A 21,184-nucleotide genomic window follows, 5' to 3' on the forward strand; every position below is an offset into this window, starting at 1 on the left:
ACAATAACGAGAAGAGGTTGTGACTGTGCACACACCCAAACCGACAAGACAGATGGAAAAACAGCCTAATCAGCTCCTCTGGCAGGGCGTCTTCCTGCTGATGCTGCTGGTTGCCGTATTTGGCATCTACAAGGCGGTCCAATCCGTGGATTACACCTGGCGCTGGGAACGTATCCCCCAATACATCGCCTATCAGGCCGAACAGAAGAATTACGCCGAGTTTGACGGCACCGTGATGGCGGGCACCAGCGAGGCCGAGAAGGGCAAGCTGTTCCTGCAAGACGATCTCGACCCCAATGTGCGGCAAGCCATCGCCAGCACCGGCGTACAAGTCGCCGAAGGGGATACCGTTTTTCGTGGCGATACCCTCGACACCCAACTGAGCTGGACCGCAGGCCCCATCGCCTGGGGCGTCTGGGTCACCGTCAAGCTCTCGCTGGTGGCGGGCATCTTCGCCATCCTGCTCGGCACCCTGGCCGGGCTGGCGCGTCTCTCCCCCAATCCCGCCCTGCGCAATCTGGCGGTCACCTACGTTGAGCTGATCCGCGGCACGCCGCTGCTGGTGCAGATCTTCATCGTCTACTTCTTTATCGGCACCGTGCTGAACCTCGACCGCTTCACCGCCGGGGTCGCCGCGCTGGCGGTCTTTACCGGCGCCTATGTGGCGGAAATCGTCCGCGCCGGTATCAGCTCCATCCACAAGGGGCAGATGGAGGCGGGCCGCAGCCTGGGTATGACGTCCGCCCAGACCATGCGCTATGTCATCCTGCCGCAGGCGTTCAAGCGGGTGCTGCCACCGCTGGCAGGCCAGTTCATCAACCTGATCAAGGACTCCTCGCTAGTCTCGGTCATCTCCATCACCGATCTGACCAAGGCGGGGCGCGAGGTGGTGAGCTCCACCTTCAGCCCGTTCGAGGTATGGTTCACCGTGGCCCTGCTCTATCTGGTGCTGACCGGCACCCTCTCTTTCCTGGTACGCCGTCTCGAGGTGAAATATGCACGCAGCAACTGATCCCATCATCAAAGCGACCGGCGTTGAGAAGTTCTACGGCAGCGAAGTGCATGCCCTGAAAAATGTCAGCACCGAGGTAGCCGAAGGGGAAGTAGTGGTGATCGTCGGCCCCAGTGGCTCGGGCAAGTCCACCTTCCTGCGCACCCTCAACCAGCTGGAGACCATCAACGACGGCAATATCGTGGTCGACGGCATCTGCCTGACCGAGCCGGGCGATGTCAACAAGCTGCGGGAAGAGGTGGGCATGGTGTTCCAGTCCTTCAACCTCTTCCCCCACCTGACGGTGTTGGATAATATCTGCCTCGCTCCGCAGAAGGTGCGGGGGCTATCGCGCAAAGAGGCCGAAGACAGAGCCAAGGCACTGCTGCTGAAAGTGGGGCTGTCGGTGAAAGCGGCCAGCTATCCGTCCCAGCTCTCCGGCGGTCAGCAACAGCGGGTAGCCATTGCCCGGGCGCTCGCCATGCAGCCACGCATCATGCTGTTTGACGAGCCCACCAGTGCGCTCGACCCCGAAATGGTGGGCGAAGTGCTGGATGTGATGAAGGGGCTCGCCCGCGAGGGGATGACCATGGTGGTGGTGACCCACGAGATGGGCTTTGCCCGGGAAGTGGCGGATCGGGTGCTCTTTATGGAGAGTGGTGAGCTGCTGGTGGACGAGAAGCCAACGGAGTTTTTCGACAATCCCCCCTCCCCCCGCCTGCGCCAGTTCCTGAGTCAGGTGCTATAGCCAACACTCACAGTCGGATAAACAAAGAGGGATGCCCAGATCCCTCTTTTTGTGCGCCACGCGAGAGCAGACTCAACCCTGCTGAATCCTAGCACTCACTTTATCGGCTCAGCGCGGGGTCTTTCCCAGATAGCGTTCCACGATCACCTTCACCCCGTCACGCTTTTTGAGCTGATAGAGTCCCTTGTCAAACTGTTCGATGAAGTCTTGCTTGTAGGAAAACTCCCCCTTGCGGCTATAGCCGATAAACCCCTGCTCCTTGCTGAGCACAGGCCCCTGTTTGAGCAGTGACATATCGGCCACCGCCAACTGCTCTCCCTTGAGCATGCTGAGGAGCTCATAGAGCAGGGAGAGGCGATCGTTGATGGTGCAATCCACCCGCCCCCGCACAATTTTGAGCAGATTTTCCCGATTGCTCTTGACCTCTTCCACATCGATCTTCTTCTCTTTCACCGCCTGCCAGAAGGCATCGCCACCGATGGCAAAACCGGCATTCATACCAAAACGCAGGCCGCCATAGTCGGCTGGGAAGTTGGCCTGCGGCGTATTGGCTGCCACCGCGGTGCCACACATCACCACCAGCTCTTCATCGAGCATCGGCTGGGAGTAGGGCCAGATATAAGGGCGGGTATCGGGCAGGTAGTAGGGTGGAAAAATGGCGAAGGCACGGCCCTGCTCCACCATGCTGAGGCCGCGGCGCCATGGCATCGGTTTAAGCACTACCTCATAGTCAGACATAGCAGAGGTTACCTCGCGGATGATGTCAGCATAGATCCCCCTGACCTCCTCCCCCTCCTGCCAGGAGTAGGGGGGGTAGGCGGCATCCGCCACTATCTCCACCCGGGTTTTGGCCTGTGCCAGCAGGCAGAATCCCAGCAACAGATAAACACAGATACGCATCGTCGAATCCTCTGACAGTCAATCTGCATCAAGCATAGTCTGCGGCCACCATCCATCGGATTGAATTGCGGCCTCACTGTAAACCCGCCAGCAGCCATCGGGTAAGAGGCTTGAAAATGTTAATGAAATATTGCTTTCATCCTTTATGCTGGAGAGCAATTGCTCTGAATGGATGGCCGCATATGGATGTGCAACTGCTTTTGCTTTACCTCTCCCCGATTTTTCTGGCCTTTATCGGCTGGGAGATGCTCTACCTGCGCAAACATGGCGCTGCCTTTCCCACTGCCACCTACCAGTGGAAAGATCTGCTGGCCAACGCCACCCTGGCTCTGATGCATCAGGGGGGCGATGCATTGGCAGCCATCACCATCGCTTACCTCTACGACACCCTCTGGGGCTGGCGACTGTTCTACATCGAGCTCACCTTCTGGAGCGTGCTGCTGCTCTTCCTGTTGCAGGATCTCTGTTACTGGCTGTTCCACTTCACCAGCCACCATGTGCGCTGGCTCTGGGCCTCCCACGTGGTGCATCACAGCTCGGAGCGACTCAACCTCTCCACCGCCTTTCGCCAGAGCCTGATGTATCCTATCTCCGGCATGTGGCTGTTCTGGATCCCGATGATTGTCATCGGCTTCCCGCCCGAGGCGGTGGTCGCCACCGTGCTGCTGAGCCTGGGCTTCCAGTTTTTCGTCCACACCCAGGTGGTGGGCAAACTCGGCCGGCTGGAGTGGATCTTCAACACCCCCTCCCACCACAGGGTGCACCACGCCAGCAACGCCAAATACATAGACCGCAACTTCGCCGGGGTGCTGATCATCTGGGATCGGCTGTTTGGCACCTTTGTCGAGGAAGACCCGGCCGAGCCGTGTCGCTTTGGCATCACCAAGCCGATCCACAGCTTCAACCCCCTCACTCTCACCTTCCACGAGTGGCGCGATATGCTGCGCGACGCCCGTGGCTTGCCGTGGCGACAAAAGCTCGCAGTGCTGTTTGGCAAACCGGCCGGGCCCGCCAGCCGTTGACCCCCAGCCCCGGATAGCAAGGCGGCAATCAGTATCCATAGAAATCCGCATGCAAAAGCAGAAATGCAAGAGGCCACCCGAAGGTGGCCTCATCACTATCTTGATCCGCTGGCAACTTAACGCCCGGCCAGCACTCGCTTGATCTGCTTGACCCAGTCGGAGACCCGACCCTGCTGCGGCAGGCCACGCCAGATCTGCTCCCACTGGGCAGGGCTGAGCGGACGACCGAGGCGACGCTGTACGCCGGCATAGAGGTAATCATGGGCCGTGGTGGCCGCATGCTCGGAGGTGAGGAATTTGGAGACCGGATCGGTCAACCGCACATCCCGCATGCCGAGCAGCGGATAGTCGTTGTGCACCGCCGCCAGCATGGTCTCGCGCATGGCGGACTCGATATAACCACGGGCAAACAGAGCGGTCACCGACTCCAGCGAACCCTGATCCGGGCCGTGATACTGCTCGTCAAAGACCGGGCTCGGCTCGGCCATGCCACTTTGTACCACCGCATCTGGATCCGGCTGCGGCACGACCACGGCAGGCTTGGGGGCAACCGGCTTGGCTGCCACTGTGGCTTTGCGCGGCGCACTCTGACTACAGGCACCCAGTGCCAGGGCGAGCGCGACACAGGCCAGCGCACGGGAATGAGACTGCATCTTCATGACTCTTATGTCGCTCCTTTTACGATTCCTGAGCTGGCTTCTCGGCCATAGCCGGTTCGACCCGGGTAACCAGCAGCTGATCAATTTTGTAACTGTCGATATCCACCACTTCGAACTTGTAACCGGCGTATTTGACCGAGTCAGTGCGCTTGGGGATCTTGCGCAGCATATACATGATAAAGCCGGCGATGGTCTCGTAGTTCTGGTTCTCGGGGAACTCTTCGATATCGAAGGCGCGCATCACGTCGGAGATGGGGGTGACCCCGTCCACCAGCCAGGAGTTCTCGTCGCGCTGGACGATCTGCTCTTCCACCACGTGGGTCGCCCACTCGCCCATGACGGTGCTCATCAGGTCGTTCATGGTGACAATCCCCACCACCAGCGCGTACTCGTTCATCACCACGGCAAAGTCGCCACGATGATTCTTGAAGTACTCCATCGCCTCATAGAGGTTCAGGGTATCGGGGATGATGATGACGTTCTGCACCAGGTTGCCACCGATAAGGTCAATGCTCTGGCCGCCGATAACGCGGATCAGCAACTCTTTGGCATCGACAAAGCCCTTGATGCTGTCGAGGTTGTGGTCACAGACCAGAAACTTGTTGTGGGGATGTTCGGCGATCTTCGCCTTGATGCTCTCTTCACTCTCTTGCAGGGTGAAGTAGATGAGGCTCTCGCGGGCCGTCATGGCAGAGGTGACACCAAGGGACTGCAACTCGAATACGTTCTCGATGAGCTGATGCTCCTCGCGCTGGATAACCCCCGCCTCGGCACCGGCATCCATCACCGCATAGATATCGTCGGAGGTGATCTCGTCGTTGCGCACCGTGGAGACACGCATCAGACGGAACAGGGAGTTCGCCAATCCGTTGAAGACCCACACCAGCGGCATCAACACGGTGACGAAGAAGAGCATGGGGCGCACCACCACCACGGCAATCTGCTCGGGCATGGTCATGGCCAGACGCTTGGGCATCAGGTCGGCGATCAGGATAAACATACCGGTGACGAACACGAAGGAGGCACCGGAGCTGATCTCGCCAAGCCAGGGGCCCTGGTAGAACTGGGAGACAATCCCCTTGATGGCGGGGTTGAGGGCAGACTCACCCAGGATACCGCCCAGAATGGCGACGGTATTGAGGCCAATCTGCACCACGGTGAAAAAGTTGCCCGGCTGGGCCTGCAGGGCCAGCACCTTTTCGGCCTGGCGATTACCTTCATCCGCCATCACCTGCAATTTGATTTTGCGAGACGCGGCGAGAGAGATCTCGGAGAGGGAGAAGAACACACTGCCGCCAACCAGCAGCATTAAAAAGAACAAACTATCGGCAAAACTCATGATTAACCTATTGCTACACCCGCCTTAGCACAAGACGGCAAACTGGGCCCGGGAGACCGGACCGTGAGCCCATCCGGGACTCACACAGGGGGAGTATTCTATCAGAAAACAGCCAGTTGGGGGCTTTATCTTACTCCGACCAGTTATGCAACAAAAAAGGCGCTTCACGCGCCTTTTTATTCACTTCCGGTTAGCCCTTGCCCAGCAAGGTGCCCAGATCATCCGCCTTGGTGTGGCGCACATCCTTGCCTTTCACGTAGTAGACGATGTACTCGCAGATGTGCTGGCAGCGATCGCCAACCCGCTCGATAGCCCGCGCCGCCCACAGCACGTTGAGGACCTGGGGGATGGTACGGGGATCTTCCATCATATAGGTCATCAGCTCGCGAATGATGGACTCGTATTCGCGGTCCACCTTGTCATCTTCCTTGTAGACCGCCAGCGCCGCATCCAGATCCATCCGGGCGAAGGCGTCGAGCACATCGTGCAGCATCTTGATGGTGCGACGGCCCATGTTCTCCAGCGACACCAGCGGCGGCTGCGGCTTGTTGGCGTTGTCGGTGAGCATGCGGGCGATCTTGTCGGCCACGTCGCCAATGCGCTCCAGATCAGTGATGGTCTTGATGATGGCCATCACCAGTCGCAGGTCGGAGGCGGTCGGCTGACGCTTGGCGATGATGCGGGTGCACTCCTCATCGATCGCCACTTCCATCGCGTTGACCTTGTGGTCGTTGGCCACGATCTTGCGCGCCGCATCGAGATCCTGATCGTGGATCGCCGCGATGGCGTCGGTGAGCTGCTGCTCCACCATGCCGCCCATCACCAGCACCTGGTTGCGCACGCTCTCTAGCTCGGCATTGAATTGACCGGAGATGTGTTTATTGAGGTTCATATTGTCCATACAAATAATCCTTGATTGCTCCGATTATGCCTTAGCCGTAACGACCGGTAATGTAATCTTCGGTCTTTTTCTTGGCCGGGGTGGTGAAAATGGTGTTGGTATCCGAGTACTCGATAAGCTCGCCCATATACATAAAGGCGGTCTGATCCGACACCCGCGCGGCCTGTTGCATGTTGTGGGTCACGATCACCACGGTGAACTGGCTCTTGAGCTCATTGATCAGCTCCTCGATGGTGAGGGTGGAGATGGGGTCGAGCGCCGAGGTCGGCTCATCGAGCAGCAACACTTCCGGCTCGATGGCAATGGCGCGGGCAATCACCAGACGCTGCTGCTGACCACCGGAGAGACCGAAGGCGTTGTCGTGCAGACGATCCTTCACCTCGTCCCACAGGGCCGCACCGCGCAGGGAGCGCTCGGCCGCTTCATCCAGAGTGCGACGATCGTTGATCCCCTGCAGGCGCAGACCATAGACCACGTTTTCGTAGATGGACTTGGGGAAGGGGTTCGGGCGCTGGAACACCATGCCCACCTGACGGCGCAGGGCGGAAACATCGACGCTCTTGTCATAGATGTTATGGCCGTGCAGTTGGATTTCTCCCTCGATGCGGCAGATCTCCACCAGATCGTTCATCCGGTTGATGCAGCGCAGCAGGGTCGATTTGCCACAGCCTGACGGGCCGATAAAGGCGGTCACCTGCCCTTTGGGGATCTTCATGTTGACGTTGAACAACGCCTGCTTGCTGCCGTAGTACAGGTTGAGATCCTTCACCTCCAGCGCGGTCTGCTCCGGGGTCAGGTTGAGCAGGTCCAGCGCGGTGTGCTGGGTAGACGTGGTCGTTACGTTGATCATCTGTTACCTCAAAATCTATCTGGAGTGGCCGGACAGCTGCCGGCGCCCCTCACGTATTGGTGCAGAGAGATGGCGGCTCGCGCTCGGCCGCCCCTCTGTTATCTCACTCTTGTATCACTCATGCGGTGCCGGATTAATGCTCCAGCGACCGGAATTTCTCGCGCAAGTGGTTACGAATACCGATAGCGGTCAGGTTCAGACCCACGATCACCGTCACCAGCAGGAAGGAGGTGGCGTAGACCAGCGGGCGGGCCGCCTCGACGTTGGGGCTCTGGAAGCCGACGTCATAGATGTGGAAGCCCAGGTGCATGAACTTGCGCTCCACATGCAGATACGGGAAGTTGCCATCCATCGGCAAGGTCGGTGCCAGTTTCACCACCCCCACCAGCATCAGCGGCGCCACTTCACCGGCTGCACGGGCAATCGCCAGAATAAGGCCGGTCATGATGGCCGGGCTCGCCATCGGCAGCACGATGCGCCACAGGGTCTCGGCCTGGGTGGCACCCAGTGCCAACGAGCCCTGACGGATGGTGCTCGGTATCCGCGCCAGCCCCTCTTCGGTGGAGACGATCACCACCGGCAGGGTCAGGATAGCCAGGGTCAGCGCCGACCAGATCACGCCGGGTGAGCCAAAGGTCGGGCTCGGCAGCGCTTCCGGGTAGAACAGCTGGTCTAACGAGCCACCGAGTGTGTAGACGAAGAAGCCCAGACCAAACACGCCGTATACGATGGAGGGCACGCCCGCCAGGTTGATCACCGCGATGCGGATGATCTTGGTCAGGCTGTTCTTGCCCGCGTATTCGTGCAGGTAGACTGCCGCCACCACCCCCAGCGGGGTCACGATGATCGCCATCAGGAACACCATGAACACGGTGCCGAAGATGGCCGGGAACACCCCGCCCTCGGTGTTGGCTTCACGGGGATCGTCAGAGACGAACTTGCCGATCTGGTGGAACCAGTGACCCACCTTGGCCAGCAGGCTCATGTCGTTGGGCCATACCACGTCCAGTACCTTGGACATCGGCATGGTCACCAGCTCGCCACGCATATCCTTGACGGTGATGGCGTCGCGATCGGCTTGGCTACGCAGGGAGAAGAGCTCTTTTTCCAGCACCTGATAGCGATCGTTGAGGGCCTGACGCTCGCTGGCCAGTTCGGCTTTGAGCTGATCGGTCAGCTTGTCATCCAGCTCGGCCTTGCGCTCTTTCAGGCGCAGCCGCTCCAGTTGATAGTTGATGCTGCCGATGTCCCCTTTTTGCAGATCGTTGGCCTGTTCGGAGAGGGCATTGGCTCGCGCCAGCACCCGCTGCAGGGCAGGATGCAGATCAGAGGTGAGCTCGCGGCCATCCTCTTTCACCCCGACGATATAGCCATAGAAGTTGCCGTTGGTGGCACGCTCAACCATGGCCAGCTCGGCTGGCTGGCTCTGGGACTTGATGTCCGTCTCCAGCACCCAGCGAAAATCGAGGTCAACGAACTCGCGGTTGCCGGTCTTGACCAGGTAGCGAGTCAGCAGCTCGCGCTCTTCCCCTTCCAGCGCCAGACCTGCGGCGCGTAGTCGCTCCACCGGTACCTGCTCGCGATCGTTGATTTCGCCGATCAGTACGCTCTTGTTGCCGCTGGCATCTTCCAGCTGCCACTCATAGATGGGGTGCGGCCAGAAGTAGACCAGACCACGCCAGCCGATCAGCAGCAGCAGACCCAGTACCGCCACCAGACTCAGGCTGACGGCACCGCCGGTCATCCAGATCCAGGGGGCCCCTGATTTAAACCACTTACCCATTGTCGATTCCTTGTCCATTACAGAGTAGCCCCTTACATCGAGCTGTATTTTTCACGCAACCGCTGACGGACAAACTCGGCCAGGGTGTTGAACAAAAAGGTGAACACAAACAGGACGAAGGCCGCGAGGAACAGTACCCGATAGTGGGAGCTGCCCACTTCCGATTCCGGCATCTCCACCGCGATGTTGGCGGCGAGGGTGCGCAGCCCCTGGAACATGGAGAAGTCCATGATGGGGGTGTTGCCGGTAGCCATCAGCACGATCATGGTCTCGCCCACGGCGCGGCCAAGACCCATCATCACCGCAGAGAAGATGCCCGGGCTCGCGGTGAGGATCACCACCCGGCTCAGGGTCTGCCACGGGGTGGCCCCCAGCGCCAGCGAGCCCTGGGTCAGGTGCTTGGGCACCGAGAAGACCGCATCTTCAGCGATGGAGAAGATGGTGGGGATGACCGCAAAGCCCATGGCGATACCAACCACCAGCGAGTTGCGCTGGTCAAACTTGATGCCCATTTCGTGAGTCAGCCAGATGCGCGAATCGCCGTGCATAAAGGCATTCTCGATGAGCGGGCTCAGGGCGAAGGCACCCCAGCCAATCAGCAGCAGCATCGGGATCAGCAGGATGGCGTGCCACCCCTCCGGCAGCCAGGACTTGCCGCGCTCCGGCAGATAGTTCCAGAGCAATGCAGTCAGCAACATTCCCATCGGCAGCAATATCAGCAGCAGGATCACCCCGGGCAACGCACCCTCGATGATGGGCGCCAGCCACAGACCCGCCAGGAAGCCCAGGATAACGGTCGGCAGCGCCGCCATGATCTCGACCGTCGGCTTGACGTATTTGCGCAGCCCCGCCGACATGAAGTAGGCGGTATAGATGGCACCGGCCACGCCGAGCGGCACAGCAAATACCATGGCGTAGAAAGAGGCTTTCAGCGTACCGAAGACCAGCGGCACCAAACTCAGCTTGGCTTCAAAGTCGTTGCTGGCGGAGGTGGATTGCCACACATACTGGGGCTCCGGATACCCTTCGTACCACACCTGTTGCCAGAGGGCAGACCAGGTCACTTCGGGGTGTTCGTTCTCCACCGAGAAGAGCTTGAAGGTATTCCCTTGCTGCATCAGCAACAGATTGTGACGGGGGGATATGGCCAGGGCAGAGAGTTCGCCACCTTCCACCGTCTCGGTCAGCAGCTTGGTCTCGCCGGTGGCGTGGAAGAAGCTGATGATGCCATCCTTGTCGGCACTGATGAAGCCTTTGCGAAAGTGCTCGGGAGTCAGCAGATCTACCGCACCATCACCCTTGAAGTCACGAATTTGGGTGAACTGGCGTTTGCCATCCTTCGCCACTTCGAACCACTGGGAAATCACGCCGTTGTCATTACCCACCAGCAGTGAAGAGGCGCCGGAGAGCAGCTGAACCCGGGTCACATTGGCGTTGGGGGCATTGATCTCCAGCACGTTGCGCAGGGAGATTTCACTCAGGTTATGAATGTCATAGACGGAGAGGCGATTGCCCTCGCGCACGAACAGGATCCGCAGATTGGGGGTCAGCAACATCTGATCCACATGGCGCGGCAGGGAGGGAATCGTGTAGTTTTCACTGCTCCACTCAATCTCCCCGGAGATGAAGTTCTCCTCACCGCTCATCACCGTCATCACACCACGACCATCTTCGGTCACGGCGGCGGTCGCCATCTTGTCCTTGGTGGCTTCGAACACCATCAGTTGCAGCGCCTTCCCTTGCGGGTCGATCACCACAGGTTCTTCGCCGAAGGGATATTGCAGGCTGGGCTCAATCACCCGAACATCGTTGGGATAGGAGACCTTGAATGCTGGCTGGACGACCTGCGCCTTGCCATCGGCAAAGCCGTAGGCGATCAGCCGCTGGCCCGGTGCCGGGGTCGCTACCGTGGTGATGTCACCAGCAACCTGGGCCTGACCCAGTGACTGGCCGACCTTGATCTTGTCATCTCTCTGCACCGCAAAGAAGTTGACCTGCCCTTTATCGCTGAAGCGATAGCCGATCTCGTTCTGCTCTTCCACGCCGAGCCAGGCGGTCTTCCCTGCGGCAGGCAGGGTAAACGAGGCGGTCGGCTCCATGGAGGCGCCATTGAAGATGGGTTTCACCACATAGAGCAGATAAAAGAAGATAAGCAGCAGCGCCACCAGTACCAGGGCTCCGCCTGTGGTGACGCCATATTTGGCCAATTTATCCTTGATCCGGCGTTTTCTACTGCCCGCCATGACCAGGTTTAACGATTCCGATGACATGCAAGACCTCAATGTAAGCTAGGCTTCGCGGCATTATATGGCGGTTGCATGACAGTTTTGTTACATCGAGAACGCTTTAACAGCGGTTGTTAGCGGAAAAAAGAACGGGGATTCCTTCGAAGGCAGACGAGCGTAATATATTGTTTATAAAGGGATATTTATGCTGACAATCTGCAAGGGCAGCCTGCGCTGCCCCCGAATGATTCAGGAAAGGGTATCGTTTGATTGTTGCAATGCCAGTTTGACCGCCTTTTTCTCGGCGCGGCGACGCTTGAAGAAGGCCGACAACTGGGCCGAGCAGGCATCGGCCAGCACACCGCCGGTCAGCTCGACACTGTGGTTGTGGCGCGGGTCCTGCAAGATCTCGAACACCGACCCCGCAGCACCGGTCTTGAAATCACGTGCGCCGTAAACCACCCGCTTGACCCGGCTATGGATCAGCGCACCGGCACACATACAGCAGGGCTCCAGCGTCACATAAAGAGTGGTGTCGAGCAGGCGGTAGTTCGCCAGCTGTTTGCCCGCCGCCCGGATCGCCATCACCTCGGCATGGGCACAGGCATCGTGTTCGCTGATGGAACGGTTCCACCCCTCGCCCACTACCTGACCATCCAGCACCAGTACGGCACCGACCGGGATCTCGCCAATCCCTTCGGCCCGGGCAGCCAATGTCATGGCATGGCGCATCCACTGTTCGTCCTGCTCGGTTTGACTCGATATATCTGGGACCTCTGATGGTTTCACGCCCATCCCCTCTTTATATTGTTCAATTGTGCTTTTTACATTCCAGCTATCCATACCTGTCAGATGAATCCATAGATAGCAGGCATGATAGCTCGCGGTGACAGGGCGGCGATTATGCCAAATCTGCACGTCAGACCCAAGCCACATCCCGACTGAGCAATAAAGAAGCAATCGGCATCTCTATGATAAAAAAGGAGTTGCACCCGTTTGGCCATGCTATTAGACTTCCTCCCCGTCAGCCGAGTCTGACTCCGTCGGTGTGTAGCGCAGCCAGGTAGCGCATCTGCATGGGGTGTAGAGGGTCGGAGGTTCGAATCCTCTCACACCGACCATTTTCCCCGAGAATAGCCCAGTCAAACGACTGGGCTATTTTTTGCCTCCGATTTATCCTCCTGATGCGGCCTGCCCATCAAGCACAAAAAACACTCAGAACCACTTGAATCCTTTTGCCGAACTCATTAAGATGCGCAACTTTCCGCCGGTAGACAACACAGGGAGGTGGACACACGAGTGAAGGGATCACTGTCCGGCTTGCGTGCAACACAGGACCAGGCATGAACCAGAACACCGATTTCGCACCCGCCATTACGCTTTATTCCGTTCCTCACGACACCCCTTGCCACACCGAAAGCGAAAATGAACAGGTCATCCAGCTGGATGTGATCGATCTTGCCGAACCGGATGATGACTATTGAGCCCGCTCAGATGGCCGCTCAATCACTGGGGCATCGCCTGTTCAACACACTCAGTTTCAGGCCCTTGGCGAGAAATCTGCAAAAAACGACAAACTGCTAATTCTATCAAGGATGGCAGTATTATTGACTGATGCGTCTCCCCCTTCCCTCTCTGGCATCCCCCCCGACAATTGATACAAACCTACGTTATTGCGCTTCACTTTCCATCGTTGTAACCGCTGGTGCCAACAGAGCCTGCATCACCACGCCAAGTTTAAAACGCACGTTCACTAACTAGGTCTAGCAATAGCAAAACATTCATTGCCACATTCAAACGCACTTTATACGGCTGTTTTGGCAAAGCCTGGAGTTAGGTCGGGATTTGTTTTTGCATTTGTAATTTTATTACGTAATAAGTTACAAAATAAGGGTCAGGGTAACGGCCCAAATTAGCCGTTGTCCGATGGGAAAAAGCAGGAGCATAACCATCTGCGTAGAGCTTTTATACCAACCCAATAAAGCAATAAAAAACATCAACTTAACCACACCCAAAAAACAGGTGTTTAAAAAAAACTGTTGACGTAATCAACAATATTTCGCACCTTATCAATCGTGTTACCCCGTTGTTGCGTGAACGTTTCAGGAACAGGGATTCGACTTTAGTCGTAGTTAGTAAGTTCAAAATGTAATTCTCAAAGGAGTAAACCTTATGTCGGCACCGGCTCAGACCCACTGCAGCGCCCGCCTTCGCATCCAGGGCGAGATGCAACCCGAATACGCGCAAATTCTGACGCCGGACGCGGTGGCTCTGGTCTCCGAACTGGTGGAACGTTTTGCTCCCCAAAGAGGGGAATTGCTGAAACAACGTGTGGCACGCCAGGCCCGTATCGATGGCGGCGAGCTGCCGGACTTCCTGCCGGAAACCGCCCACATCCGTGAAGGTGACTGGACCATTCGCGGCATTCCCGCCGACCTGCAAGACCGCCGTGTGGAGATCACCGGCCCGGTCGAGCGCAAGATGGTGATCAACGCCCTCAACGCCAACGTCAAGGTGTTCATGGCGGATTTCGAGGATTCACTGGCCCCTGCCTGGAACAAGGTGATCGAGGGTCAAATCAACCTGCGCGATGCGGTCAACGAGACCATTTCTTACACCAGTCCGGAAGGAAAGGCTTATACCCTGAACGCCGATCCGGCCGTCCTCATCTGCCGGGTGCGCGGTCTGCACCTGCCGGAAAAACATGTCACCTTCGATGGCGAGCCCATCCCCGGCGGTCTGTTCGATTTTGCTCTCTACTTCCTGCACAACTATCAGGCGCTGCTGGCCAAAGGCTCGGGCCCCTACTTCTACGTGCCCAAGTTGCAGAGCCATCTGGAAGGGCGCTGGTGGAGCGAGGTGTTCGCCTGGACCGAGGACAAGTTCGGTCTGCCCCGTGGCACCATCAAGGCCACCGTGCTGATTGAAACCCTGCCAGCCGTATTCGAGATGGATGAGCTGCTCTATCAGATGAAGGATCACATCGTTGCGCTGAACTGCGGCCGCTGGGACTACATCTTCAGCTACATCAAGACCTTGAAGAACCACCCGGATCGGGTACTGCCTGATCGCCAGGTGGTGACCATGGACAAGCCGTTCCTCTCCGCCTACTCGCGGCTGCTGATCAAGACCTGTCACAAGCGCGGTGCGCTGGCGATGGGTGGCATGGCCGCCTTTATTCCGGCCAAGGACGCTGCCGTCAACGAGCAGGTCTTCGCCAAGGTCAAGGCCGACAAGGAGCGCGAAGCCAATAACGGCCACGACGGTACCTGGGTCGCCCACCCTGGCCTCGCCGATACCGCCATGGCGGTGTTCAATGCCACCATTGCGGCGAGTGCCAAGAACCAGATCGGCGTGCTGCGCGAGCAGGATGCCCCCATCACCGCCGCTGATCTGCTGGCCCCCTGTGAGGGCGAGCGCACCGAGGCGGGCATGCGCACCAACATCCGGGTTGCCCTGCAATATCTGGAGGCCTGGATAAACGGCAACGGCTGCGTCCCCATCTACGGCCTGATGGAAGATGCCGCCACTGCCGAGATCTCCCGCACCTCCATCTGGCAGTGGATCCGCCATGGCAAGAGCCTCGCCAACGGCAAGGTGGTGACCAAGGCGCTGTTCCGCCAGATGCTGGCCGAGGAGCTGGAGGTGGTCAAAGCCGAGGTGGGCACCGCACGCTGGCTGGCAGGACGCTTTGCCGAAGCGAGCGAACTGATGGAAGAGATCACCTGCGCCGACACCCTGATCGATTTTCTGACGCTGCCCGGTTACGAGCGGCTCTGAATAACGGGCCCCCAGCGGGGCTCGCCAATAACAAGTCAATGGAAACGTGAAATCAATGAAAGAGGGAACTGATATGGCACTGACCCGTGAGCAACAGATCCAGGCTATCGAGAAAGACTGGGCGGAAAACCCCCGCTGGAAAGGGATCAAGCGCGGCTACAGCGCCGAAGATGTGGTGAACCTGCGCGGCAGCTTGCAGCCGGTGCACACTCTGGCCCAGCGTGGTGCCGACAAGCTGTGGGGTCTGATCCACGGCGACGCCAAGAAAGGCTACGTCAACTGCCTCGGCGCCCTGACCGGCGGTCAGGCGGTGCAGCAGGCCAAGGCGGGGATCGAGGCGATCTACCTCTCCGGCTGGCAGGTGGCGGCGGACAACAACTTGTCCTCCACCATGTATCCGGATCAGTCCCTCTACCCGGCCAACTCGGTACCGTCCGTGGTGGAGCGCATCAACAACTCCTTCGCCCGTGCCGACCAGATCCAGTGGGCCAACAAGGTTGGGCCGCAGGATGAGGGCTTTATCGACTATTTCCTGCCGATCGTGGCCGATGCGGAAGCCGGTTTCGGCGGTGTGCTGAACGCCTTCGAACTGATGAAGGGGATGATTGAAGCGGGCGCCGCTGGCGTGCACTTCGAAGATCAGCTGGCTTCCGTCAAGAAGTGCGGCCATATGGGCGGCAAGGTGCTGGTACCGACTCAGGAAGCGGTGCAGAAGCTGGTTGCTGCCCGTCTGGCAGCCGATGTGTGCGGCACCACCACTCTGGTGATAGCCCGTACCGACGCCAACGCAGCTGACCTGTTGACCACCGACGCTGACCCATACGATGCAGACTTCCTGACTGGCGAGCGCACAGCTGAAGGGTTCTATAAGGTGCGTGCCGGTATCGATCAGGCCATCGCTCGCGGTCTGGCTTACGCCCCCTACGCCGACATGGTGTGGTGTGAAACCGCCAAGCCGGATCTGGACGAAGCGCGTAAATTTGCCGAAGCAATCAAGGCCAAGTTCCCGGATCGCATCCTGGCCTACAACTGCTCCCCGAGCTTCAACTGGAAGAAGAATCTGGACGATGCCACCATCGCCCGCTTCCAGCAGGCGCTCTCCGACATGGGCTACAAGTACCAGTTCATCACCCTCGCGGGTATCCACAACATGTGGTTCCACATGTACGAACTGGCCTACCAGTACGCCCGTGGCGAAGGGATGAAGCACTACGTCGAGATGGTGCAGGAGCCAGAATTTGCCGCCGCCAGCCGTGGCTACACCTTCGTGGCACACCAGCAGGAGGTCGGTACCGGTTACTTCGACAAGGTGACCACCGTCATTCAGGGTGGCCAATCCTCGGTCACCGCGCTGACCGGCTCCACCGAAGAAGATCAGTTCCACTAATAAGAGAGCTGCCTTGAAATAGCAAAACCCCGGCCTGATGCCGGGGTTTCTTTTTATCTGTAATTCAAGCGAAAGTCAGGCCACAACCGCAGACCGCAGACCGCAGAGAGGATCAGAGCTCGAGGATCTCTTTGACAAAGGGGATGGTGAGCTTGCGCTTGGCGCGAAATGAGGCGTTGTCGAGCTGATTAAGAGTGGTAAGCAGAGTGCGCATATCGCGGGAGAGTCGGTTGAGCAGGAAGCGGCCCACATCGATGGGCAGTTTGAAGCCCCGTAGCTCGGCACGCAGTTGCAGGGCACTGAGCTTGCCTTCATCATCCAGCTCTTCGAGATGGAAACTCACCCCCCAGTCGAGGCGCGAGGCGAGATCCGGCAGCTGCAGCCCCAGTTTGCGCGGCGCGCTGCAACCGGTGACGATCAGCGTCCCTTCGCCTTTCTCCTGCCAGCGATTGTAAAAATCAAACAGCGCCCGCTCCCACACGGCATTGCCGGCGATGGCCTCAATGCTGTCGAGGCAGACCAGCGGCAGACTTTCGAGGGCATCAAGCATGCTGGGGTCTAGCTGTTCAAACTGATCGAGGGAGAGATAGGCCGCCGCTGCATCGCGGGCATTGACCTCGGCACAGGTGGCATGGAGCAGATGAGAGCGTCCGGATCCCTTGGCTCCCCAGAAATAGAGGAAAGGCGATCCCTGACCGATGGCCGCATTCTTGAGGGCGGTGATCAGATGAGCATTGGTGCCGGGATAAAAACTGACGAAGGTTTCATCATCCGGTAGTTGTACGGCTAGGGACAGTTGGGCCGGTTGCTTCACTCGTTGGGCTTTGACTGTGACATTTGTGGCTAAGTGTATCATCGCAAAGGCAGATAGAGAACCGCCCGGTCAAGCCGGGCGGTAGACAAAAGCCTTATAAAATCAGGGCTGCGACCATTGGTAACGCAAACCGCTGCCATTATCGTCAACCTTGTGCAGACGACTCTCGAGCTGCAGCGCCCGCACAAGTTCGGCCTGATCCCCTTGCAGGGTAAAGTTGAAGGTAACCTGATCCCCTTCCAGCTTACCGATCGCCACCTTGCTGACGTTGGCCATCCCCTGCAGCATCTTCTGCACGGCGATCATGCTATCCACTTCGGAGAGGCCATCTACCACCAGGATCTGGCTGGTTGCCGGACCAGAAATGCGAGCACCGTAGTTTTTCACCAGCCAGGCCGCCAGGGTATCAGCAAACCCTTGCGCCACTTCGGCCTGAGTGCCGGTGCTATTGCCACGAGTCAGCTCGGTCACTTCACCAGCGGCCTTAGGGCCGTAGAGTCCCCAATCGATGCTCCACTTGTCACCTTCCGGAGTCAGCTTGCCCAACACCACCATCTCGGCGCCATAGCGCTGGCTTGCCTGCAAAATCGGGTCGGCAAAGCGTCCCCAGACGTCGGTGGCACTGACCGCCATGTTGTCATCGAGATCCATCAGCGGAATGCTGATGGGCAGCCCCAGCATCTGGGCCTGCTCACGCAAGGCTTGCGCCCAACCATCGCTGGATTGATCCGCCAGCAGGCGGCGCTCACCCTGATCCACCACCAGCCAGATGGCCATTTGGGGACGCGCCGGGCCAAGCAGGGCAAACTGGCTCTCGGAGACCAGGCTGTTGACCTTGTCACTCTTGAACTCGGCTTTCAGATACTTGACGGAGTCCTGATCCTGATAGCCATAGCTTTTGACATAGTCGCCCGGGGCCGCCAGCGCCTTGACCACCACCGGCTGGGTGAGGATCTCGCGCTTGCCGGTGACCTTGATCAGCACCTGGCCCAGAGCCTGCCCTTGAGCGGCCACCATATCGCCACTGGTCGGGGCCTTGCCCTGATAGAGGTCGGTCACCTGAGCGGCCGAGGCCATGAATGACAAGCCGCAGCAGAGGGCGGTCACAACACGTTTGAACATGAACAGAGTCTCGAAATGGGAGAGTGTGCTTATGGTAGCGGCAAGGCGCATCCTGCGGCAAGGCTGGCACAAGCAGCCACAAACAGCAGAGCCGGCGCATCGCCGGCTCCGATCACCCTTTCCACATGGGAAGCAGGTTAAAGCATTAAGTTACTTGGTACCGAAGATCTTGTCGCCTGCATCGCCCAGACCCGGCACGATGTAGCCTTTCTCGTTCAGCCCCTGGTCGACAGAAGCACAGTAGAGCTCTACGTCAGGGTGAGCGGCTTCCAGCGCCTTGATCCCTTCCGGCGCGGCAACCAGTACCAACACCTTGATGGATTGGCAGCCTTTCTTCTTCAGCAGATCGATGGTGGCGATCATGGAGCCGCCGGTGGCCAGCATCGGATCGATGACCAGCGCCAGACGCTCTTCGATGTTGCTGACGATCTTCTCGAAATAGGGAACCGGTTGCAGGGTCTCTTCATCGCGGTAGATACCGACCACGCTGACGCGGGCACTCGGCATGTGCTCCAGCACGCCATCCATCATGCCAAGGCCGGCACGCAGGATAGGTACGACGGTTACCTTCTTGCCTTTGATCTGGTCAACTTCTACTGGCCCATTCCAGCCATCGATGATAACCTTCTCGGTTTCGAAGTCAGAGGTCGCTTCATAGGTCAACAAACTGCCCACTTCTTTGGCCAGTTCACGGAAACGCTTGGTGCTGATATCGCCTTCACGCATCAGACCGATCTTATGTTTGACCAGGGGGTGTTTGACTTCAACGACTTTCATTATTATCTCCTCTAACCTGCCGCAAAAAAAATCGCGGAATCATACAACAAAAGCCACCGCTTGTAGAGCATTTCCGCGCAAAAACGCGCAAACGATTTCCTTTCTGGTTTTTCACCGCCACTGTTAGAATACGCCCCGAATTTTACCCTCCACTTCTTTACATGACGGGGAATACGCGTGACTGACAAAACCTCACTGAGCTACAAGGATGCTGGCGTAGATATCGATGCCGGCAATGCACTGGTTGAACGTATCAAGGGCGTGTCAAAGCGCACTCGTCGTCCTGAAGTCCTTGGTGGTCTTGGCGGCTTTGGGGCCTTGTGTCAAATCCCTGCGGGCTACAAGGAGCCGGTACTGGTCTCCGGTACCGATGGTGTGGGCACCAAGCTGCGGCTGGCCATCGACCTGAAGAAGCACGACACCGTGGGCATCGATCTGGTGGCCATGTGCGTCAATGATCTGATCGTACAGGGCGCCGAACCGCTGTTCTTCCTCGACTACTATGCAACCGGCAAGCTGGACGTGGACACCGCAGCCGCGGTAGTCACCGGGATCGGTGCCGGTTGCGAGCAATCCGGCTGTGCCCTGGTGGGCGGCGAGACCGCCGAGATGCCGGGTATGTATGAAGGGGAAGACTACGACATCGCCGGTTTCTGCGTCGGTGTGGTGGAGAAGAGCGAAATCATCGACGGCAGCAAGGTCGGTGAAGGGGATGCCCTGATCGCGCTGGCCGCCAGCGGCCCTCACTCCAACGGCTTCTCCCTGATCCGTAAAATTCTGGAAGTCTCCAAAGCCGACGTGCATCAGCCGCTGGGTGACACCACCCTGGCCAACGCCCTGCTGGAGCCGACCCGCATCTATGTGAAACCAGTGCTCAAGCTCATCAAGGAGTGCGAGATCCACGCCCTGTCCCACATCACCGGCGGTGGCTTCTGGGAAAACATCCCCCGCGTATTGCCTGCCAATACTCAAGCGGTGATCGACGAGCAGAGCTGGCAGTGGCCGGCGGTGTTCAGCTGGCTGCAGCAGGCTGGCAACGTCACCCATCACGAGATGTATCGCACCTTCAACTGCGGTGTCGGCATGATCATCGCCCTGCCCGCCAACCAGCTGGAGAAGGCGCTGACCCTGCTCAAGGCGGAAGGTGAAAACGCATGGCACATCGGTCATATCGCCAAGGCAGCAGACGGTGAGGAGCAGGTCATCATTCAATGAATGACCGGATCAACAGCCAAATGACCGCCCCCATGAAGCACATCCTGGTGCTGATCTCCGGCAACGGCAGCAACCTGCAGGCGATCCTCGACCACTGCGCAAGCGGCAAGATTGCCGGTGAAGTGATCGGCATTATCAGCAACAAGGCCGATGCCTATGGTCTGGTTCGCGCCAAAGAAGCGGGGGTGGCGACCTCCATTCTGGCCCAGCAGCAGTTTGCCAGCCGGGAGGAGTATGACGCCGCCCTGCTGGCGCTGATGGCAGACTATCAGCCGGATCTGGTGGTGCTGGCGGGGTTTATGCGGATATTGAGCAGCGATCTGGTGCGCCATTTCGCCGGGCGGATGATCAATATCCACCCCTCCCTGCTGCCCAAGTATCAGGGCTTGCACACTCACCAACGCGCTATCGATGCCGGTGATAGTGAGCATGGCGCCAGCGTCCACTTCGTCACCGAAGAGCTGGACGGAGGCCCGGTGATCCTGCAGGCCCGTGTGCCCATCTTTGCAGGGGACACGGCGGACGAGGTGGCGGCACGGGTACAGGCGCAGGAGCACAGCATCTATCCGCTGGTGGTACGCTGGTTCTGCGAAGGCCGACTGCAGATGGTGGATGGCGCCGTGCAACTGGATGGCGCCCTGCTGGGCCCCGCGGGTTACGCCTGCGAGTAA

The 21,184-nt window shown here is 58.6% G+C and carries 19 protein-coding genes and 1 tRNA gene; 9 read left to right on the forward strand and 11 right to left on the reverse strand.

All coding sequences use genetic code 11. From position 1 onward, the window contains the following. Positions 1-52 precede the first annotated feature (52 nt). Positions 53-1,012, forward strand: coding sequence for an amino acid ABC transporter permease (locus tag ACW5W8_RS04340; RefSeq protein WP_498626573.1), 960 nt, complete (start codon positions 53-55; stop codon positions 1,010-1,012). After that, the gene (locus ACW5W8_RS04345; protein ID WP_498626575.1) at positions 996-1,739 is read left to right on the forward strand and encodes an amino acid ABC transporter ATP-binding protein; all 744 of its coding nucleotides are present in this window, start codon (positions 996-998) and stop codon (positions 1,737-1,739) included. The genes ACW5W8_RS04340 and ACW5W8_RS04345 overlap by 17 nt, the downstream gene beginning before the upstream one ends. Positions 1,740-1,847: 108 nt before the next feature. Here the strand turns inward: ACW5W8_RS04345 and ACW5W8_RS04350 are convergent, their stop codons facing one another. Next, the gene (locus ACW5W8_RS04350; protein WP_498626576.1) at positions 1,848-2,639 is read right to left on the reverse strand and encodes a substrate-binding periplasmic protein; all 792 of its coding nucleotides are present in this window, start codon (positions 2,637-2,639) and stop codon (positions 1,848-1,850) included. A gap of 182 nt (positions 2,640-2,821) precedes the next feature. Between ACW5W8_RS04350 and ACW5W8_RS04355 the strand changes: the two genes are divergently transcribed. Continuing rightward, the gene (locus ACW5W8_RS04355; RefSeq protein ID WP_498626577.1) at positions 2,822-3,661 is read left to right on the forward strand and encodes a sterol desaturase family protein; all 840 of its coding nucleotides are present in this window, start codon (positions 2,822-2,824) and stop codon (positions 3,659-3,661) included. Between the two features lie 116 nt (positions 3,662-3,777). On the opposite strand, the gene ACW5W8_RS04360 is transcribed toward ACW5W8_RS04355, so the two are convergent. From ACW5W8_RS04360 to tadA, 7 genes are all read right to left on the reverse strand, one after another. Next, on the reverse strand, positions 3,778-4,320 hold the full coding sequence (locus tag ACW5W8_RS04360) for a hypothetical protein (RefSeq protein WP_069555291.1): 543 nt from the start codon (positions 4,318-4,320) through the stop codon (positions 3,778-3,780). A gap of 19 nt (positions 4,321-4,339) precedes the next feature. Next, positions 4,340-5,659, reverse strand: a complete 1,320-nt coding sequence (gene paeA, locus ACW5W8_RS04365; RefSeq protein ID WP_139406437.1) for a polyamine export protein PaeA — start codon at positions 5,657-5,659, stop codon at positions 4,340-4,342. Positions 5,660-5,849: 190 nt separating this feature from the next. Beyond that, complete coding sequence (gene phoU / locus ACW5W8_RS04370) at positions 5,850-6,560, reverse strand: phosphate signaling complex protein PhoU (protein ID WP_236346667.1); 711 nt, start codon at positions 6,558-6,560, stop codon at positions 5,850-5,852. Positions 6,561-6,591: 31 nt separating this feature from the next. Further along, complete coding sequence (gene pstB / locus ACW5W8_RS04375) at positions 6,592-7,410, reverse strand: phosphate ABC transporter ATP-binding protein PstB (RefSeq protein ID WP_005334102.1); 819 nt, start codon at positions 7,408-7,410, stop codon at positions 6,592-6,594. Positions 7,411-7,543: 133 nt separating this feature from the next. Continuing rightward, on the reverse strand, positions 7,544-9,193 hold the full coding sequence (gene pstA / locus ACW5W8_RS04380) for a phosphate ABC transporter permease PstA (RefSeq protein WP_005359546.1): 1,650 nt from the start codon (positions 9,191-9,193) through the stop codon (positions 7,544-7,546). Between the two features lie 32 nt (positions 9,194-9,225). Next, on the reverse strand, positions 9,226-11,463 hold the full coding sequence (locus tag ACW5W8_RS04385) for a phosphate ABC transporter permease (protein ID WP_498626581.1): 2,238 nt from the start codon (positions 11,461-11,463) through the stop codon (positions 9,226-9,228). A 204-nt stretch (positions 11,464-11,667) separates the two neighbouring features. Further along, positions 11,668-12,213 (reverse strand): tRNA adenosine(34) deaminase TadA, encoded by a 546-nt coding sequence (tadA, locus tag ACW5W8_RS04390; protein ID WP_498626583.1) that lies wholly within the window; start codon positions 12,211-12,213, stop codon positions 11,668-11,670. Positions 12,214-12,462: 249 nt separating this feature from the next. Between tadA and ACW5W8_RS04395 the strand changes: the two genes are divergently transcribed. The 4 genes from ACW5W8_RS04395 (at position 12,463) to aceA (ending at position 16,585) form a co-directional block, all read left to right on the forward strand. Beyond that, a tRNA-Pro gene (locus tag ACW5W8_RS04395) sits at positions 12,463-12,539 on the forward strand. Positions 12,540-12,761: 222 nt separating this feature from the next. Beyond that, positions 12,762-12,902 carry a hypothetical protein gene (locus ACW5W8_RS04400; RefSeq protein ID WP_005334106.1) on the forward strand — a complete coding sequence of 47 codons (141 nt, stop codon included), beginning with the start codon at positions 12,762-12,764 and terminating at the stop codon, positions 12,900-12,902. 688 nt (positions 12,903-13,590) lie between these two features. Next, positions 13,591-15,198: a malate synthase A gene (aceB, locus tag ACW5W8_RS04405; RefSeq protein ID WP_498626585.1), complete on the forward strand. Its 1,608-nt coding sequence runs from the start codon at positions 13,591-13,593 to the stop codon at positions 15,196-15,198. 73 nt (positions 15,199-15,271) lie between these two features. Further along, positions 15,272-16,585 carry an isocitrate lyase gene (gene aceA / locus ACW5W8_RS04410; RefSeq protein ID WP_088869417.1) on the forward strand — a complete coding sequence of 438 codons (1,314 nt, stop codon included), beginning with the start codon at positions 15,272-15,274 and terminating at the stop codon, positions 16,583-16,585. Between the two features lie 112 nt (positions 16,586-16,697). On the opposite strand, the gene hda is transcribed toward aceA, so the two are convergent. The 3 genes from hda to upp form a co-directional block, all read right to left on the reverse strand. Then, positions 16,698-17,399 (reverse strand): DnaA inactivator Hda, encoded by a 702-nt coding sequence (gene hda / locus ACW5W8_RS04415; protein ID WP_033114378.1) that lies wholly within the window; start codon positions 17,397-17,399, stop codon positions 16,698-16,700. Positions 17,400-17,501: 102 nt separating this feature from the next. Then, positions 17,502-18,521 carry a DUF2066 domain-containing protein gene (locus ACW5W8_RS04420; RefSeq protein ID WP_498626586.1) on the reverse strand — a complete coding sequence of 340 codons (1,020 nt, stop codon included), beginning with the start codon at positions 18,519-18,521 and terminating at the stop codon, positions 17,502-17,504. A gap of 150 nt (positions 18,522-18,671) precedes the next feature. Then, entirely contained in the window at positions 18,672-19,298 is a 627-nt protein-coding gene (upp, locus tag ACW5W8_RS04425; RefSeq protein ID WP_005334115.1) for a uracil phosphoribosyltransferase, read from the reverse strand. 177 nt (positions 19,299-19,475) lie between these two features. Here upp and purM point away from each other — a divergent pair, with 177 nt between their 5' ends. Then, positions 19,476-20,513 carry a phosphoribosylformylglycinamidine cyclo-ligase gene (gene purM, locus ACW5W8_RS04430; RefSeq protein ID WP_498626588.1) on the forward strand — a complete coding sequence of 346 codons (1,038 nt, stop codon included), beginning with the start codon at positions 19,476-19,478 and terminating at the stop codon, positions 20,511-20,513. A gap of 32 nt (positions 20,514-20,545) precedes the next feature. Further along, complete coding sequence (purN, locus tag ACW5W8_RS04435; RefSeq protein WP_498626589.1) at positions 20,546-21,184, forward strand: phosphoribosylglycinamide formyltransferase; 639 nt, start codon at positions 20,546-20,548, stop codon at positions 21,182-21,184.

The organism is Aeromonas aquatilis, assembly GCF_054052405.1.

Bases quoted from the DNA above. Each gene is read 5' to 3' on its own strand.
- ACW5W8_RS04400 (WP_005334106.1), top strand. From the start codon at position 12,762: ATGAACCAGAACACCGATTTCGCACCCGCCATTACGCTTTATTCCGTT.
- pstB (WP_005334102.1), bottom strand. From the start codon at position 7,410: ATGATCAACGTAACGACCACGTCTACCCAGCACACCGCGCTGGACCTG.
- ACW5W8_RS04345 (WP_498626575.1), top strand. From the start codon at position 996: ATGCACGCAGCAACTGATCCCATCATCAAAGCGACCGGCGTTGAGAAG.
- aceA (WP_088869417.1), top strand. From the start codon at position 15,272: ATGGCACTGACCCGTGAGCAACAGATCCAGGCTATCGAGAAAGACTGG.
- upp (WP_005334115.1), bottom strand. From the start codon at position 19,298: ATGAAAGTCGTTGAAGTCAAACACCCCCTGGTCAAACATAAGATCGGT.
- tadA (WP_498626583.1), bottom strand. From the start codon at position 12,213: ATGGGCGTGAAACCATCAGAGGTCCCAGATATATCGAGTCAAACCGAG.
- aceB (WP_498626585.1), top strand. From the start codon at position 13,591: ATGTCGGCACCGGCTCAGACCCACTGCAGCGCCCGCCTTCGCATCCAG.
- ACW5W8_RS04340 (WP_498626573.1), top strand. From the start codon at position 53: ATGGAAAAACAGCCTAATCAGCTCCTCTGGCAGGGCGTCTTCCTGCTG.
- phoU (WP_236346667.1), bottom strand. From the start codon at position 6,560: ATGGACAATATGAACCTCAATAAACACATCTCCGGTCAATTCAATGCC.
- ACW5W8_RS04420 (WP_498626586.1), bottom strand. From the start codon at position 18,521: ATGTTCAAACGTGTTGTGACCGCCCTCTGCTGCGGCTTGTCATTCATG.
- purN (WP_498626589.1), top strand. From the start codon at position 20,546: ATGAAGCACATCCTGGTGCTGATCTCCGGCAACGGCAGCAACCTGCAG.
- ACW5W8_RS04350 (WP_498626576.1), bottom strand. From the start codon at position 2,639: ATGCGTATCTGTGTTTATCTGTTGCTGGGATTCTGCCTGCTGGCACAG.
- ACW5W8_RS04355 (WP_498626577.1), top strand. From the start codon at position 2,822: ATGGATGTGCAACTGCTTTTGCTTTACCTCTCCCCGATTTTTCTGGCC.
- paeA (WP_139406437.1), bottom strand. From the start codon at position 5,659: ATGAGTTTTGCCGATAGTTTGTTCTTTTTAATGCTGCTGGTTGGCGGC.
- ACW5W8_RS04385 (WP_498626581.1), bottom strand. From the start codon at position 11,463: ATGTCATCGGAATCGTTAAACCTGGTCATGGCGGGCAGTAGAAAACGC.
- ACW5W8_RS04360 (WP_069555291.1), bottom strand. From the start codon at position 4,320: ATGAAGATGCAGTCTCATTCCCGTGCGCTGGCCTGTGTCGCGCTCGCC.
- pstA (WP_005359546.1), bottom strand. From the start codon at position 9,193: ATGGGTAAGTGGTTTAAATCAGGGGCCCCCTGGATCTGGATGACCGGC.